The following is a 16,735-nucleotide window of genomic DNA, read 5'->3' on the forward strand; positions in this document are numbered from 1 at the left end:
ATTGATGATCTGTCAATCCACTTTGACGGCATTCCATGATGAGACGGTATTGTTCTTCGGCAGGTATTCTTTTGCTTCTCATGAGCACACCTCCATAACTTTAATAGAGTAAAATGCTCGCATCTATCATTTCTAGCAAGAAAAGATGAAGTAAAATGCTTGCATTCTCTATTGATTATTATGGGATATTTTTTGGGGCAACACAATCCGTCGAATTATTTTGCACTTACGATTAATGGACAAAAAAACGAACCACACTAACCATGTGATTCGTTATCTTTTATAACAATTCCAATATTTTTAATATTATGAATCTCATCTTTGCCTCTCCAAAAGATTCTTAAAAATTCTACATTACTTCAAGAACTCGAATTGCTATCAATCCAATTCGAACACTAAGCACTTCTGCTGGATTATTAAAATCTATATTCGTTATTTCTATTATTTTCTGCAAACGATATGAAACAGTTCGATAATGAATAAACATTAATTCAGAAGTCTTTTTTAAGCTTTGGTTGACATTCAGATAACATTCCAATGTATCAACCAGCTCTCCATTTTTCTGAATATCGTACTGGCGAAGTTTATTCAATGACTCCGGTATAAACGCTTGCAACTGATTTATATCTTTCATCTTTTCCAGTATCTGATAAAAGAATCCTACCTTTGTACTATCTATAACTGACTTATCCTCGTCTCCGATTATTCGTCTAATAACTTTAATATATTTAAGCGCAATTTTAGAAGATTTAAAAGACTCCTTCAATTCATGGTATCCTGTGACAGTTTTACCTATACCAATCAGAAAATCTATTTCAACTCCCCTATTAACTAGAAATTCTTGTATCGTTTTCTGCAGTTTCTCCAGTTTTTTACGAAATTCCAATCCGGTTTCCCGTTCCGTTTCTCTGTGAATATATACAATCTGGTTGGTTTGCAAAAAAATAGGCTCCCTCGGTAAATAACGTATAATTTCGTTTTCGACCAATTCTGTTTCTTTTATCTGGGCATTGGTAAATTTTTCCATATTCTTTATTGCATCCATACGGAAAGTGACAACCCGATATATCTCTGCATCATTAAGACCAAGCATACCTGCAACTTCATTTTCTTCATCATTTGACAGCGAACCATTCAGCATACGATATTCCAAATCTCTTAGATGTCGTTTTTCAAGATTCTCTTCTAATACATGTCTGATCAAACTAAACTGTAATGTAATGATAATATTCTCTAACGCGATAAAATCTAATTCCCTCAATGGTTCATTCTGTTCTGAAACAACAAAATACATTTCCTGTCTTTCAAATATATTGAGCTTCTTAATATATTCAATATAGTTAGTATTTTTTCTTTTTTGACACAAATATTGATATCTGGTTATAATTCCAGACTTATATTCCGCAATATTTTTTTCAATTCTAAAATCCTGTGTTTCCGAATTACTTGAAAAAAGACAGGTTCCATCTGCGTTATATAAACCGACCGGATTCCCGAGCATGGTACTGATCAAGAAAAATATTCTCTCTATAGATTCCCTTGAATCTATCACGTTCAGTAAAATATTACTTAAATTATCATGTGTCATCTTAAAATATTTCAGTTTTGCAGTTTCAATATCACACAACTGAAGTAGTATATGCTTAATAATCCCCCAAAAATACAAATCCTCAGAAATTTCTATCACGGGCAAATGATGTTCCTGCGAAAATTCCATTAAAATATCAAACAGTCTTTTCAGGTGTTCAGTTCTCTGACAGCACTTTACTATAAATCCACTTATCTGCTTTTTATCCAATTCTTTTAAATGATGCAAAAAAACATCTTCCTCTGTGGCTTCATAGGCTCGCATACTTGTCAGGAGCAGCTCACCCCCCCCCAGGAATTTTTCCATATCTGGCACTTCAATGATTCGGACTCCTTTAATTTCACGACCAATTCCAGAATCATCACTTATCAGTTGCATTTCCGAGAAATTGTTTGATTCAAGCAAGTCCTTTACTGTATACCCCATTTGTATTCCCTTCCTTTTACAATTGATTTGATTTATCTTTATTTTGCCTTATTATGTTATGCTATATCTATTTTAATATATTGGTGGAGTTATTTCTATAATTGTTTTTCATATTCTCTAGTTTGTTTTCTTAGCTATTCTGATAACTCATCGGCATCTGGTTTTATAATCTCCGAGACCTTTATGCCCTTTAGTAGATTGTCATAAGTTTGCTGCACATCCAGCAATATTTTATGTACTTTACAATGCTCTGTTGCATTTCTGGAACAAAACCCATCCTCTTCTAAACAACGATTTAATTTCATGGTTACTTCCGTGGAGGATATTATGTCAAACAGAGAAATATCTTCTGTTTTTTTCACAAGTGAATACCCACCTTTTATTCCTTCGCAAGCTGTAATTATATTCGCTTCTTTTAATTTTTTTGTGATCTTTGGAATATAGCTTTCTGGAATCTTTAATTCGTAAGCTAACTCAGACGCAGTGATTACTTCACCACGACAAGCCAGATAATATACTATTCTGATCGCATAATCCGTTGTAATTTTTAATTGCATAATTGCTCCTCTCCAAAACAGGAAAAATCCCGAATTATTATCCTTGCGCTTCATCTTTTATCGCCTCAAGTCTAATAAATTCGGGATATTGTATAACCTTTCATTTCCATATCTGTGCCTGATGCTTCAACTACTACATTTAAGGATAAAAAACATATAGAAAGAATCAAAATCCAAGAACATAAAATTTTTATGTATTTTTTCCATATATTATGCCTCATCTTGTGATTCTCCCTTATTTCTTTTCTGTTTTTTATGGATTAAAACACTTAGACAAATCAGTGAACCAAACAGCAATAAGAAATATCCCATAACAGGACTGTCATCTCCAGTCTTTACGCTATTGGTTTTTCCTAATCCATCCGAATAGGACGGACCAGATGGTTGTGACGGGTTTGAGGGCTGTGTTAGATTCGGCTTTTCTTCTCCCATATAACTGTTTTTAAAAGAGATCGCTTCTATTTTCTCCCCCTTCTCATTTGCTACAATTGTGACAACTTTTAACTGATTCGATTCATTATAGTAAGCCTCGACAGTCACATAGTACCTGTTTTGATCATATTTATAATCATCCTTTTTTTCTGTCGTCTGATAAATGTTATAATGATACTGTCCTGCTGTTTTTACATTCAGTATAATCTCTGTTGCTGCATTCTTTTCCATTGTCCAGGAATACTGCATATTGCGGCTTCCGGCTGGCATTGGTGCGTCGCTTTGATCGGTTGTCATAATATAAGAAAATTCATCTGCAATGCCTTCCACTTCACTGTCAAAGATCTGTCTCACCGGAATTTTCACTACAGTACAGTTATCAGATGCAAACGCTGATATCTGCATGCTCAGAAAAAGGAGCATAGTCACCAATATGACAGCTGTTTTCTTTAAATCAAGAATTTTCATGTTTTTTCTTTCCCTTCTTCTTTAATTTTCTATCTATCAGCAATAGAACGATAATTAGCAAAAGTATCCAGTAGATAACCGGCACCTGAATCATCTTTTCTTTCAATTTATCAATTCCAGTTCCCAGATTCTTGGCTTTCTCTTTCTCAGGATAGACCTGATCCGTAAGCCTTCCTACTAATATATTTCTTCCATTTGTCATGTCTGAGGTACATGTTATCAGAAGAACCAAATGGTCATTTTCAGTAAGTTCAATGTTTCTTTTATGTAAAGCATTGTCCGATATTTCCTGCAGATACGCCTGTTTTGCTGCCGGTTCCTCTGAACTGACACTGAACAGCCGCTCATTATAAGCATCTGCCTGAATCAATGCATAAAATTCAATTCCATGATCTTTTCCATCAAAAAAAAGATTTCCGTATGGATGTTCGTCAAAATACTCCTTATCTGCGAATAGCCCCACATCTCCAAACATCATGTGTTTTTCCATATGGTGTCCATAAATCATATTGTTAAAATCGGAAAAATCCGGTTTGTTTGCACAGTGCAAAAATATGGAACCACTTAAAGAATATTTGCCTTCGGCATCCGTATTCATATAAGTATCATCATCTTCTGCCTGAAGCAGCGGATAATTAACGTTTGTTTCATTTATTCGAATCCAGCCAATAATATCCGGATTGATTTTCTGCAATTCTTCAAAAGATTTCGTATGTTTTTCTGTTGGAATATAGGCTTCGTAGTTCTTCGCATCAGCCGCCTGATATACCTGATTGGAATCCCATAACATATAGCATGACAGGAACATTACCATAAGAATCAGCAATAACGCTATAAAATTCACCATATGATCGACTATTTTGACTAAAAACTTTGCTGCTTTTTTCATATGAAATATTCCTGAAGTTTCCTTTCTTATTGCAAAAGGGAATGCGACGGAGTATCGCCGCACGCATTCCCTTTGCTGTTACTTTTATGATTTTATGTAATTATTTCTGTACTTTTTTGCGTTTGAAAGCAACGAATCCAAACAGTGCTACAGCACAAAGAGCAACCATCAGAACGTATGGAAGAGTGTTCATGATAATACCAGTTGTTGGTACGTTGTTGAATCTGTTGGTTACGTCAACAATGTTCTTTTTCTGGCCGAGTTTACCACTGGCTGTAATTGCTTCATTGTATTTTTGTGCTGCTTTAGATGTCTCCACACCATTAAGTGTAACTACAGTGCTTCCCTTGTAGTTTGCTTTTGCAGCCTCAGTTACGGTAATCGTTGTTCCTACTGGAAGACCTGTGAATTTCATGTTCTCGCCATTTCCCAGCTGGAATGTACATTGTCCAGTCGCGTCTAACGTAACATCTTTACCATCTTTGTCTTTTACACCGCCAAGTGTTTTTGCATCTGTTCCTGCCGGGAATTCAAATTTTGCAGTAAAGTCGAATTTCTCAGTTGGAAGAGATTTTTCGGCATCTGTTACATTCTGAATAACCTTCTTGGATACGTTCAATGCACCGTTTGTTTTATAGTCAGGATCTGGCTTATTCGGATCTGGTTTCTCACCTGTACCAGCTTCCTGTACATAGGTGTTGACAAAGTTGAAACCATTCTTGCTTGCATCACCACCAATATCTACTTTACCTGTTGTTGCTTTACCTTTGTCATCTTTTGTCTTATTTACAATGATCTTATCAATTTCAAGTGTTCCACCAGTTTTCTCAACAACATATACATCCATTCTATACTCAGCATCGGACATAATCAGTTTTTCATATGCTGTCTCTGTAACAGACGGATTAGCCGTTTCGTTCTCTTCTACTGTATAGGAATATCTACCAGCTTCAGGAAAATCAGTGCCTACTAAATTAATTTTCTTAGTTTTTGTAGTTGTACCAAGATCAGTTGTTTCAAAACTGATTGTTGGTATTTCAACAGCATGAGCAGTATGTATTACATCATCCCCCTCCATAATCTGTGTAGCAGTAAAGCTAAATGTCTCTGCTTTTCCCACCTCAGTGTTGTAGGTCTTGCTGATATAGGCTTCCTTTGCATTATTTTTTGTGTCTGTCGTTGTTTGATCCGCTGCCATTGCCGGCATTGCCATTCCCATTGTCATAGCACCTGCTGCGACAATTGCGAGCATTTTCTTAGTGAATTTTTTCATGCTCATTTTAGTTCCTCCCTTGTAAATTATTTTGTTTTTTATTTGATTAACGGCTCTGGTAATTAAATTCCCCTGCTCCGAATAATCGCGATGACTTTTCCTTTGACATCTTTTATATCAATGCAGCCATAAATTCGGCTGTCCGATGCCTGAGGCCTGTTATCTCCAAGTATAAATACCTGGCCGCTCCCGACTGTGACCGGGAAATCCACTCCATCTTTGAATTGGGTGGTATCAAAGTAAATGTCCTGAGATATCTGTTCTGCACCATTTATCTTCAGTCCGTTTTTTGTAATGTCAACGGTGTCTCCTGCTACTGCCACAACACGTCCGGTCGTGGTTCTGCCATCAGCTTCAAACACTGCAACATCACCGGAGATAAACCTTTTATCCAATCGGTAATACATGACCAGATCACCGTCTTTGATTGCCGGTTTCATGGAGACATCATTTATTCTTACAATTCCATAGAGAAATGTAAAAATAAGAAATACTGCTAAGATAATAAATGCAATCTTCAATAACAACTGAACAATATCCTGTGCTACAGATGTTTCCTGTATTATATTGTTGTTTTTATTTGACCGTTCAGTTTCGTTCTTCATCCTATCCTTCCATAAAAATGGATGCCCATAACCCTTCTAGGGGATTTATTTGTTTTAGGTCAACTCAGACATCCACGGTACTAGTTTGTACCCTTTATTATAGTGGTTTATTTTTTTATTCCAATGCAACAAACATGTAAAAAGGCGGATGTATTTTTGCAAGTTTTGTTCCATAGCAGTGTCTATTCCATTTTCCGTCTTCTCCAGAAAAACAGAACCATAACGATACTTATAGCGAGTAATAGCCATACATGCCTGCTTGTTCCCAGACGAACCCCTGTTTCCGGTATTGATTGTGTGTTTTCGTTTGTGATTTTTAACTCAATCACATCTCCTCGTGCAGCCTCAATCCGCTGTTTCATGACAGCCGTATTTTCATTCGATGTTGCCTGAACTGGATTTGAATACTTATCATTCTCTTCTTTTTTAGAAATCGAAACAGCGTATTTTGATGTATCAACAGTTTCTGTTATTATGATATCCGAAGATATATCTACATTTTGTAATGTAACTTTATCTCCATGTTTCAAGGATGTTCTAAGTGTCTTACTACGCAGCTTTTGACCATCTGCCCAATAGAGAATTTCCATATCAAATGGCTTCTTGCGGTTTCCAAGTGGACCAGTGACTTCCTTTGTAATCTCAACCGTCACCCCGCCTTTTTGCGGATGATTGACGATATGTCTGTCCGAAACAGCTCTCCAGGTATTTGTCGTCGGTGATTTCTCATATAGGAATAAAATATCGGATTCTACATCGACCATATATAAATTAAAGTTATCCTGATACTGTGTTTTGGTTTTATCTGCTTTGTTCTTTTTGTTCGGAGTAACAGATTCTACCATCCAGTATCTGCCATCTGGTATCTCCTCCGATAACTGAAGCATTCCATTCTCATCAGTCAGTTGCAAGTCAAAATCAGGATTACACTTCTGACCATCCTTTTTCAGAACGATATCGTCCTTGCTCTGTGTATTGTCATAATCTACTGTATATCCTGTATCATCCGCATATTCTTTCGTAACATCATCATACGGTACTTTGTAGAACAGAAAACCTGCACCAGCAAGTCGGTTTCTTGGAAGATCATCCGTCTTTAAGAAACTTCGTTCAGCAAGATTGAAATGCAGATTCTGCACTTCCAGTTCCATCTTGGAAACATCCTTGAACTCATTCTCATCCTTCGGGAATATTTGTTGTCCATTTGAATCGAAATACTGAATCTCTGGATAAATAACTTCATAATATAGGAAACCATCCCCGTATTCCGAAGAATAATGTGTCTTTCCTATCTCAATTTCTTCCACCTTATATTCCACCGGATTTCTGTCCTGGAATAGTGGAACATTGTCGACTGTGTGTTCCCATCCGTTCTCTTCATTCAGCAGGAATTCCTGTCCTGTAGAAATTCCATTCTGATACAATCTGATTTTCACCTGTTTTTCCGTCAGTGCATCATTTGGATTTTCCCATGTCTTTTTGATATGCAGAGTGCCTGTTTTAGCAAAATTTCGGATATTAAGGCTGGTATCTCCTCGCTGAAACAGAACAGATTTTCCGTCTATCTTACCATCAACTGGTGCCTTAACAGCCTCCTGATTTTCGTTAGCCTCCCTATCCACCAATTTTGCATCAATGATTTTGAATGCTCCATTGGCAATCTCAACGGTGATCTGTATATCTCCTGTGTCTACATATCCCGTCGGTAAGTTTGTCTCTCGCAACAAATACGTCTCAGTTGCTGTTCTGTTCTGTTTGTTTTCATCTTGTAACGGAATGTGAAGTTGTGCGATTCCGTATTTATCAGTTGTTACCGTTTCCTCCTCAACACCGTTCTTACTGACAGCAAAATTGATCTTCTCCATTCCATGTCCGGTAGACTCATCAAATTTGTTCAGTGTGAGTATTCCCTCTTTCTGATAACGGTTCTCCAATTCAATAGTAAGAGTCTCACCACCGCGTCCAATTCCACGTCCTGTGAATTGAATTCCACTTTCTGGATATGCTTCCCATGAATTTACATTATCTCCTTGTTCATGAGAATTGCGGACATTGTACCAACCTGAAAATTTCACATTCGAATCTTTTGGCTTATAGTTGTACTCTTTTAATGTGTATTTCCAGAATGAGTCCGCCTTAACGATCCACGTACAGCTTGTATGTGTATCATCTGTCCATGTACCTACAACTTCTATTGGAGCATCCTCCGCTTGCGGAGCTTCTGCATCCGGTTTCTGGCTATCTTCTGAAGGAAGCACAAGTTTCATATGCTCATGAAATGCAGGTGGCTGAGGTTTTCCATCTAAAAGCTTTTCATCCATATCTACCTGGATATAATAATCTTTCTTGACTTTCTCTATTGCTTCCGGCATTCCGACAAAATCTTTCTTTACTGTCAGGTAACCATTTTTTGCTACAATACGTCCGTCAATATGCCACCCATCGGACATTTCACTTTTGAAAGAATACCAATAAATGGTGAAGAATTCGGTATCTAATTTCGATGGCGGAATCTCCCTGTCTCCGATACGAATCATACGTCCGCTTTCACGAATTGTCTGGAATACCTCTTCATCGGAAGGAATTCTATCTATCTTGTAGATATAGTCTCCATTTCCAATATATCCCTCATCTGGTTTAGTTCCCTGCAAAAGTTCTTGCACTCTCTTATTTCCATCCGCATACTGTTCCCACGTAGATGGATTCTTATTTCCAAGAACTGGAACATCATGCAATATACTTGCCTTCACATTACAGTTTGCCACGGCAACCGCACTTGTATAATCGTCTACATTCGTGGTTGGTAATGCTACCGAACCATCTTCCGGCATCGCTGACTTACAGATATAAAACTGTACCTGTTTTCGATTTTGGTTACTAACCTTACGCCACGCTGCATAGAGGGTGATTGGCTGTCTTGCACTATTATTTATAAGATCAGAAATAGAATCCCCTGCACCGCATTCCTGCCACTTTCCGTCTTTGTTTCTGTAATCCCAATGATCGAATTCATACTGTTCCAACTCTTTGCTGTCATTATCTTCATGATCATAAACTAGCGGATATGGTGACTTAACGTTATGTTTTCCAGCTTCTATTTCATTCTCATAATCATCTGTATGTCTTGTCTTATTCTCAACCTGAGGGGTCAACTTAGCTTCCTTAGGAAGTTTCTTCATATAACGAGTTGTATTATAGATAACCCTGACTGCCCCAGACTCCAGCGGTTTGTCTGCGATCACCTCATAAGATGAGTTAACCTTCGGAATTTCAAATTTTACCTTATCATTTCCGGACGGTTCTGGAAGAACCTCATTTTCGTCCCTGTCATTAGATGTACAACTCCAGACAATCTCCTTGCCATAATACTCACCTTCTAAACTTGCCCTCTTTGGTACTTCCAAAGTATATGCTTCCCCATGGCCTACATACTGTCTCTTAATTGCTTCTCTTTTGGTCAGATTCAGTGGATCCAACACTTCAATCAGATGAAAACTTTCCTCTACACTGAAATGTCTTCCTGCCAGCCCAACCTGAGAAGAAAGTCCTGTCAAACGATCAAAATAATTTTCGATTCTGTCTGGATTCAGTGGGTTTGGCTGTGAGAAATAATAGACAGATACATCTTTCCCGTTTTTCAGGACAGGAATATACCATGTACCATCGTTGTCCTTATAAGGGTGCTGTACAAACACACGGCTGTCTGTCGCATAACCAAACAGAATCTTCTCTTTCTGATCTGCGCCGGGCTCCAGCTTGCTCGGAGTGAAACCAAACTCACTGTAAATTTTAGAAATCGTATCATCTGGTTTAGCTCGCAAATAATAACGACTGGCTCGGCCACTGTTTGCTTTGATTATGTAATGTTGCTCAGCATTGAGGTTCTTTATCAGCTTATAATGTCCATCGATAAATACATAAAAACTGATATTTGCTTCTTTTACCGCAGCCGGCTTTTCTGTATTATCAGGAACAATCACATATGGACGTACTGCATCATCTGGCTGAATAGTAAAGCTCATGGTATGCTCTGCTTCATTTTTACTCCATGTAACCGCTGAAAGAGTACCATCTTCCTTTCTGCATTCCCAGTTTATATCCTGCGTTTGTTCTTCTACACGCGGCTTTGTACTAACTGTTCTTGTAAGTGTTGACTTTCTTGCAACAAAATCAATTGCCGGAAGATCACGCAAAGCTGTTTGGCTGTAAACCTGTCCATCTTCATCCTGTACTGTCACACTGTAAAAACCGTTATATCTATCATCGTCGTGTTCTAGTAAGGTCTTTGCACTCATTGTGGCAATATTCTGTCCGTCTGGCAGGTAATACACATCCATCGGCTCTCCGGACTTTCCTATATAAATACATTCATGACCTTCTATCGTGTATTTCCCTGCATTATGGATTGTATCGTAATCTCTCTTGGAATAATAAAAACGCTCTTTTGCTCCATTTTGAATAGAACCATCGTAATGAAATTTTTCAAAATGCTCTTTTAACTCATCATTAGAAATATAATAATAAACTGTTCCCGGCTTTGTTGTAGTATCTTTTATAACAGGAATTTCTTCGTTTAGAACATTATATCTCTCATTATTTACAAAAGTATAGAATTTAATGTTCAAGGTTGCTGGTGCAAAAGTGTTGCATGCAACCGTATATGGTTGCTCTATCTTTCCAATAGAAAAGGTTAGTTTATCGCCCTGTTTCACCGGAGCAATTGTTTTATTTTCATCCTCACTGGCACAAAGCCAGTCGCTTTCCTTCGTATCTCCTGGATCAACGGAAATTGTGACCGCAGAATCTTTCTTATAGTAACTCACAGTTCGATTTCCATCCGGATTGATCACTGTAACCGAATAGAAACTGTTCTCATTCTGCTTAATCTGGTCTGAATCATTATCCGGAATTTTTTCGCCATCAGATGCTCCTTTTGGCATATAGTAAACATCTGTCGGTACCGTTGTGTCCTGATTGTCCAGGGTGTAGGATACATATTGCTGTCCTTTATAAGTTACCACTGTCGCCTGTGCTAATGTCTTCTCACCACGGACTGTATATGGAAAATAATTTCCGGACTGTGTTTCCTCTGCATTCAAGCCGAACTCTTTATAAATCTCAGCAAGATCACTGACAGATAAATAGCATCTGCCCTGACGGTTCCATTTATACACTTTTTTCAGTGAATCAGCCGGCAGCTTTCGAACCTCATTGTCTGCATATATATAAAACTGAATATCAAAGGCTGTCTGGTCCGCTCTCTGGAGCACATAAGACTGTGTGATCTTTCCGATTGAGAACCTTGTCCGGTTCCCTGATTCCCGTACACCATCTATTACCTTATCATCTGTTCCCATACAGGTCCATTCGATCTGGTCTGTCTGATCCGGCAATTGTGGATTAAAGTCAGACACAACTTCTTCCACTACAGTTCCTGTTAATGCATAACGAATCCGATCCTGCCCTTCTCCCTTTACCTCTACGGAATAAAACGAGTTGTCCTTTTTTACAGAATCTTTTAAATTTAATGCAAGGCCTTTTCCATTTGGAAGGTAGTAAACATCTATCGCTTCCCCTTGTTTATTCTGTCCATCATTGTAAGAAACATATGTCTTTCCGGATTCTGTGTCTGTATAAACTTTTCCGTATTCTATCCTGCTTTTTCCCCGGTATGCAGATACAAACTTATTTTTTGCATCTGGATTCTGACCATCGCTGTTTTTTACAAATCCAAATTCTTCATATATCAGGAGCAGGTCCTCAATGGAAACACCATAGTAGGTAGTTCTTCCGTCTTTCCATGTTGCAATGCCGGTAATGTCATTATGCTGAAGCTTTACCTTGTTTCCATCAATAATAACATAGAAATCAATATCAAATCCTTCGGAAATCTCCTGAAGCCTTGGTGATTCCTCTTGTGCAATCTGCTCCTCAACGGCTTTTTCTTCTTCTGAAAACTCTCCCGGGGATGGAGTAATTTCTTCCTCCGGAATCTCTTCTAATGGCGGGGTGATTTCCTCTCCAGGAGTCTCTTCTGATGGCGAAGTATTTTCTTCTTTCGACGTCTCTTCCGACAATGATGTACTTTCCTCAGGAATAGATTCTTCTGTGTGCAGTTCACCCTCTTGAGTACTATTTATATTTGGAATATTCTCTTCTTCCACTGAAACTGCCAAAACTGTCGTTCCTGCGCTATTCATGCACAAAACCAATAAAAGTGTCCAGGCTATCCATCTTAGCCATCTCTTTTTCCTCTTCACACAAATTCCTCCTAAAAACATATTTTCATTTTCTTAGCTATCTGCCTTTTTTATCCATTCCTTCTGCATTGCCGCTTCCAGAAAACAATGAAGCAGCGGTTGGGAGAACGAGCCACATTCCCCGTTCAGGATCATTTGCAATGCTTCTCCATGAGTCAGTTTACTTTTATAGGGGCGAGGACTGATTAAGGCATCATATGCATCAGCCAGTCCCACAACCTGTGCACAAAGAGGAATTTCTTCTCCATGCAAACCATCCGGATACCCAGCTCCGTCATATCGTTCATGATGATGTCTGCAGATTTCATAACTAAGCGCATTTAATTTGTCTATAGTAAGACCTTTTGGAAACTTCTTTGTCATTTCAGCTCCAACCAGTGGATGTTGTCTCACGGTTTCCATCTCTTCATCTGTCAGCCTGCCATTTTTGTTCAGAATTTCAACAGGCACCCTAATTTTTCCAATATCATGAATTGGCGCCAAATGTGATACAGCTTCTACTTCTTCGTCTGTAATTCCATATTCCGGATAATTTTTCTGCAGTTGGAGATACATCTGCTTTGTAAAGAAAATAATATTGTCCTGGTTTTCCACTTCTGATAAATTATTATGATCCAGAACTGTAGACAATAATGACACCATATTCCAATATTGCTTGGTCTTATCGCGCTCATTCTTCTGGAGTTCTCGTTTCATTTCCATTACGGATCTGTAGGTTCTTTTTACATTATGTAATGTAATCATTGCTATATTATCTTTTATATCCACATATTTCTTAGCCCTCATCTTTATATAAGATTTTTCACTCTCTATTCTGCGGTATACGATATCCTGCTCTGCATAGCCATGAACCAGATTTTCTGTTAACTTATCGCTTAACAGGAAATCTCGTAGCTTTGATTTATCAGCATCATGAATAAATCTCTCTATATATATCTGAATAAACGTATCATAATCTTCTGTCTTCCTTGCTATTTCAAAGACCTCTTGATTATGTGAGTAAATGCATTCATACCTATTTGTTTTTAAATTTAATTTTAATGCTACATAAAACCGGTCAAAGTCCTTATCTGTGCAAACCATTGGTTTTTCCTGCTCCATAACTCCACCTCTTACGTAACTCAACCCTTAAAGGTACTAGTTTATGTCAAAAAAATATTCCTTAATACTATTTTCACATATAATAGTATATCGTTCTTTCTATTTTTTATAATGCACAAAATTTGCAAATATGGTGTGTGTATTTTGCAAGAAGTGTTCCATTATATGAATTTTTCCAAAAAGAAAAACGAACCACACTAACCATGTGATTCGTTATCTTTTATAACAATTCCAATATTTTTAATATTATAATTCCGTTTCGAACAGCTAATATCTCAGCCACATTGTCAAAATCCATTCCTGTCAATTCTACTATTTTCTGCAAACGGTATGAAACTGTTCGAGCATGCACGCACATTAACTCTGAAGTTTTTCGAATACTTTGTTTATGATTCAAATAGCATTCCAGCGTATCAATCAGTTCTCCATTTTTCTGAACATCATACTGATGAATCTCATGGACTGTATCTGGTATATATGTTCTTAATTGCTTTTCATCCTTAATATTTGTAAAAACATGAAAGAATCCTAATTTTGAACAATCCACTACTGACTTCTGTATATCACCTGTTATCTTTCTAATGACATCAATGTATTCTATTGCAGTTTTAGAATCTTCAAAAGAATCTTTCAAATCATGATAACCTTTAACACTTTTTCCTATCCCAATCAGGAATTCAAATTGTTCTTTTCTATCTGTCAATTGATCTTGCGTTTCTTTTTGAAATTTTTCCAGCTTTCTTCGAAATTCCCGTTTTCCTTCTTTTTATTTTCCTTGTGAATATATATGATTCGATTTGTATTACAAAAAATATACTCTTTAGGTAGAAATTTTAAAACTGCTTTTTCTACAATCTTTGTCTCTTTTCTTTGTTCAGCACTGAAATTTTCTTTATTGTTTCCAGATTTCAAATAAAATGTGATAACCCGATATTCATCTGTTGCATTAAGATCAAGCAGATTTGCAACATCCTCTTTCTCTGATTCTGACAGCAATCCATTTAGCATTCGATATTCTAAATCTCTATGATATTTCTTTTCAATACTCTTTACCGTTTCATTTTGAATTAAAAAATATAATAAAGCTGAAACTGCCCCCTCTAATGTTATAAAATCTAATTCCATTAATGGTTCGTTTATCTCTGATATTAGCAAATAATACTTACTCTGACCGAAAATGTCGATTTCTTTTATATATTCAACATTATTTCTTTTTTGACGTATATATTCAAGCTGCGTAATGATATTAGACACATATTTTGGGCTATCCTTTAAAATTTTTAATTCAATTGGTTCTGATGTACTTGAATACATATTATGAAATTGTGCGTCATACAAAGCAACAGGATTTCCAAGCATAGTTTCCAGACCACAAATCAATTTCTCTATTGCTTTCTCTCTAATAGCTCTTCCAGCAAAATACTGACTGATTTCATCTCGAGTTAATTTAGAATAAATAAATTTTGCAACTACGATATTACTACATATTTGAGATAGTACATACTTAATAACCAACCAGTAACTGATATCCTGTGGAAGTTCCAAAACAGGTATATTGTGTTCTTCACAAAAACATACCAAAGTTTCAAACAACTTATTTAAATGAGCTGTATTCTGCTTTCTTTTCACAATAAATCCACTTATCTGCTTTTTATTTAATTCATTTAAGTGACTTACCATCATATGATCATCTAGTTTTTCATAAGCGGGCAAAGAAGTTAGGAGCAACTCACCCCCCCCAGAAAATTTTCCATGTTGGGAGCTACAATAATTCGAACTCCTCTTATTTCTCTATTGATTCCTGAATTGTCACTAATTAATTTCATCCCTGGGAATTTGTTTGAGTCAATAAAATTTTTTATTGTGTATCCAATTCGTGTTGTACCTCCGTATTTTATAGTATATGTTTATCTAAAACCTAAACATCTGCCAATGATATAGCGGTATTATAGCAAAAAGTAATATTATTTTCCACCTTAAGTAATCTGTATTTTCGCAAATAAATACAGCAAAACTTTATTTATACACTAAAAAAAGATGCAGGAATCAACTTCCCACACCTTCATTAGTAGCCTGGTATCCGCTATTCTAGCACCCCTGTTTATCTCACACCTCAATCAGCTCCTCTCTCCGGCTTATCTTTTCCCTGTTTTTCTTGAATAATCTTCTTATTGATTTCAAGCCGTTCATGAATGGATAATTTCTTATCTTTTCCATCTACCATCTGCTTCTGCTGTGCCGTTTTTCTATCTGTCTTTCCTGCATCCTTAACCACTGCATTCGCTTCGGTACTTGTTACTCGCTCATCTGCTCTTGGGCTTTGTCTGTACATATACATCTGATCGTTTGCTTTCAACTCCTTGTTGTACTCTCGCATCAAATTGTAGGCATACGCTTTAGAAACACCAAGAATTGCCCACACATCATCCACATCCATATACATTTTTTCCTGCACTATACTCATATCGCTTTATCCTCCTTCAAATATTGCTCAACATGTTCCAGACCATAAATCTTGTCCTCTACATAACGGGTTGGCACCCGACCGAGAATCACATAATAGTTCTTACTTGCCAGATCAGCATTCATTCTTTCCACCACCCGGTAAGCAAAAGAAACTGATAACTCAAAGAGTTCGGCAATGTCTTCCACTGATAAATACATTTTTCTTTTACGCATGAAACCATTCCTTTCCTTCTTCCTGTGAAATCTCACAGGTATCTTCTACCCCGTAGAAACGCTTCACAAAATACTTTGTCGGAACTTTTCCTCTAAGCGTCAAATATCCCTGTTCTTCCAGCTCCTTATTCAGATTGCCAATGATCTCATAAGCCGATGTCTGTTTCACCTCCAGAAGTTCACATATATCAGCTGCCTTTAAAAATAATTTGTTCTGCATAATCAGTACCTCCTGTATTTTGAATATTTATCTCTTCATATACTCTGTACTGGCAGATGCAAAATCGGACATCATTTTCCGAAATTTAGCAAATTATTTTAATTTTACAGTTTCCATATGTGTTATCTCTGAATCATGGAGTTTATATCATTGAAAAAGGGTATAAAAAAACAGTCTGCCCTGACGGAAAATATTTCCATCAAAACAAACTGTTCTTCATATTCACACTAATTATAT

At 36.9% G+C, this 16,735-nt stretch carries 13 protein-coding genes; all 13 read right to left on the reverse strand.

Going from position 1 to position 16,735, the window contains the following annotated elements; translation table 11 throughout:
- Positions 1–349: 349 nt before the first annotated feature.
- The 13 genes from DW915_RS12795 to DW915_RS12855 all read right to left on the reverse strand — a co-directional run bounded on the left by DW915_RS12795 (position 350) and on the right by DW915_RS12855 (position 16,498).
- Complete coding sequence (locus DW915_RS12795; protein WP_118600667.1) at positions 350–2,014, reverse strand: PucR family transcriptional regulator; 1,665 nt, start codon at positions 2,012–2,014, stop codon at positions 350–352.
- Between the two features lie 134 nt (positions 2,015–2,148).
- Positions 2,149–2,625, reverse strand: coding sequence for an RrF2 family transcriptional regulator (locus DW915_RS12800; protein WP_082424891.1), 477 nt, complete (start codon positions 2,623–2,625; stop codon positions 2,149–2,151).
- A 156-nt stretch (positions 2,626–2,781) separates the two neighbouring features.
- Entirely contained in the window at positions 2,782–3,471 is a 690-nt protein-coding gene (locus tag DW915_RS12805) for a Spy0128 family protein (RefSeq protein ID WP_055227179.1), read from the reverse strand.
- Entirely contained in the window at positions 3,458–4,360 is a 903-nt protein-coding gene (srtB, locus tag DW915_RS12810) for a class B sortase (protein ID WP_199671264.1), read from the reverse strand. The genes DW915_RS12805 and srtB overlap by 14 nt, the downstream gene beginning before the upstream one ends.
- A 100-nt stretch (positions 4,361–4,460) precedes the next feature.
- Positions 4,461–5,639 (reverse strand): DUF7601 domain-containing protein, encoded by a 1,179-nt coding sequence (locus tag DW915_RS12815; protein WP_118600669.1) that lies wholly within the window; start codon positions 5,637–5,639, stop codon positions 4,461–4,463.
- Between the two features lie 56 nt (positions 5,640–5,695).
- Positions 5,696–6,238: a signal peptidase I gene (lepB, locus tag DW915_RS12820; protein ID WP_118600671.1), complete on the reverse strand. Its 543-nt coding sequence runs from the start codon at positions 6,236–6,238 to the stop codon at positions 5,696–5,698.
- Positions 6,239–6,420: 182 nt separating this feature from the next.
- Positions 6,421–12,498, reverse strand: a complete 6,078-nt coding sequence (locus DW915_RS12825) for a Cna B-type domain-containing protein (protein WP_243033837.1) — start codon at positions 12,496–12,498, stop codon at positions 6,421–6,423.
- 33 nt (positions 12,499–12,531) lie between these two features.
- Positions 12,532–13,599 carry an HD-GYP domain-containing protein gene (locus DW915_RS12830; RefSeq protein WP_118742242.1) on the reverse strand — a complete coding sequence of 356 codons (1,068 nt, stop codon included), beginning with the start codon at positions 13,597–13,599 and terminating at the stop codon, positions 12,532–12,534.
- Positions 13,600–13,819: 220 nt separating this feature from the next.
- Positions 13,820–14,302 carry a PucR family transcriptional regulator gene (locus tag DW915_RS12835; RefSeq protein ID WP_158579541.1) on the reverse strand — a complete coding sequence of 161 codons (483 nt, stop codon included), beginning with the start codon at positions 14,300–14,302 and terminating at the stop codon, positions 13,820–13,822.
- A complete protein-coding gene (locus DW915_RS12840; protein ID WP_118742243.1) occupies positions 14,299–15,327 on the reverse strand; it encodes a hypothetical protein in 1,029 nt (342 codons plus the stop codon). Before DW915_RS12840 ends, DW915_RS12835 begins: the two co-directional genes overlap by 4 nt.
- Positions 15,328–15,712: 385 nt before the next feature.
- Positions 15,713–16,063, reverse strand: a complete 351-nt coding sequence (locus tag DW915_RS16590; RefSeq protein ID WP_242856687.1) for a hypothetical protein — start codon at positions 16,061–16,063, stop codon at positions 15,713–15,715.
- Positions 16,060–16,278 carry a hypothetical protein gene (locus tag DW915_RS12850; protein ID WP_055227196.1) on the reverse strand — a complete coding sequence of 73 codons (219 nt, stop codon included), beginning with the start codon at positions 16,276–16,278 and terminating at the stop codon, positions 16,060–16,062. The genes DW915_RS16590 and DW915_RS12850 overlap by 4 nt, the downstream gene beginning before the upstream one ends.
- Positions 16,271–16,498 (reverse strand): hypothetical protein, encoded by a 228-nt coding sequence (locus tag DW915_RS12855; protein ID WP_015515216.1) that lies wholly within the window; start codon positions 16,496–16,498, stop codon positions 16,271–16,273. The genes DW915_RS12850 and DW915_RS12855 overlap by 8 nt, the downstream gene beginning before the upstream one ends.
- Between the last annotated feature and the right edge of the window lie 237 nt (positions 16,499–16,735).

Origin of the sequence: Blautia sp. AM42-2, assembly GCF_003480245.1 — a bacterium.
In the GTDB taxonomy this organism is placed as follows: domain Bacteria; phylum Bacillota; class Clostridia; order Lachnospirales; family Lachnospiraceae; genus Fusicatenibacter; species Fusicatenibacter saccharivorans.

Bases quoted from the DNA above. Each gene is read 5' to 3' on its own strand.
- DW915_RS12795 (WP_118600667.1), bottom strand. From the start codon at position 2,014: ATGGGGTATACAGTAAAGGACTTGCTTGAATCAAACAATTTCTCGGAA.
- DW915_RS12800 (WP_082424891.1), bottom strand. From the start codon at position 2,625: ATGAAGCGCAAGGATAATAATTCGGGATTTTTCCTGTTTTGGAGAGGA.
- DW915_RS12805 (WP_055227179.1), bottom strand. From the start codon at position 3,471: ATGAAAATTCTTGATTTAAAGAAAACAGCTGTCATATTGGTGACTATG.
- srtB (WP_199671264.1), bottom strand. From the start codon at position 4,360: ATGAAAAAAGCAGCAAAGTTTTTAGTCAAAATAGTCGATCATATGGTG.
- DW915_RS12815 (WP_118600669.1), bottom strand. From the start codon at position 5,639: ATGAGCATGAAAAAATTCACTAAGAAAATGCTCGCAATTGTCGCAGCA.
- lepB (WP_118600671.1), bottom strand. From the start codon at position 6,238: ATGAAGAACGAAACTGAACGGTCAAATAAAAACAACAATATAATACAG.
- DW915_RS12830 (WP_118742242.1), bottom strand. From the start codon at position 13,599: ATGGAGCAGGAAAAACCAATGGTTTGCACAGATAAGGACTTTGACCGG.
- DW915_RS16590 (WP_242856687.1), bottom strand. From the start codon at position 16,063: ATGAGTATAGTGCAGGAAAAAATGTATATGGATGTGGATGATGTGTGG.
- DW915_RS12850 (WP_055227196.1), bottom strand. From the start codon at position 16,278: ATGCGTAAAAGAAAAATGTATTTATCAGTGGAAGACATTGCCGAACTC.
- DW915_RS12855 (WP_015515216.1), bottom strand. From the start codon at position 16,498: ATGCAGAACAAATTATTTTTAAAGGCAGCTGATATATGTGAACTTCTG.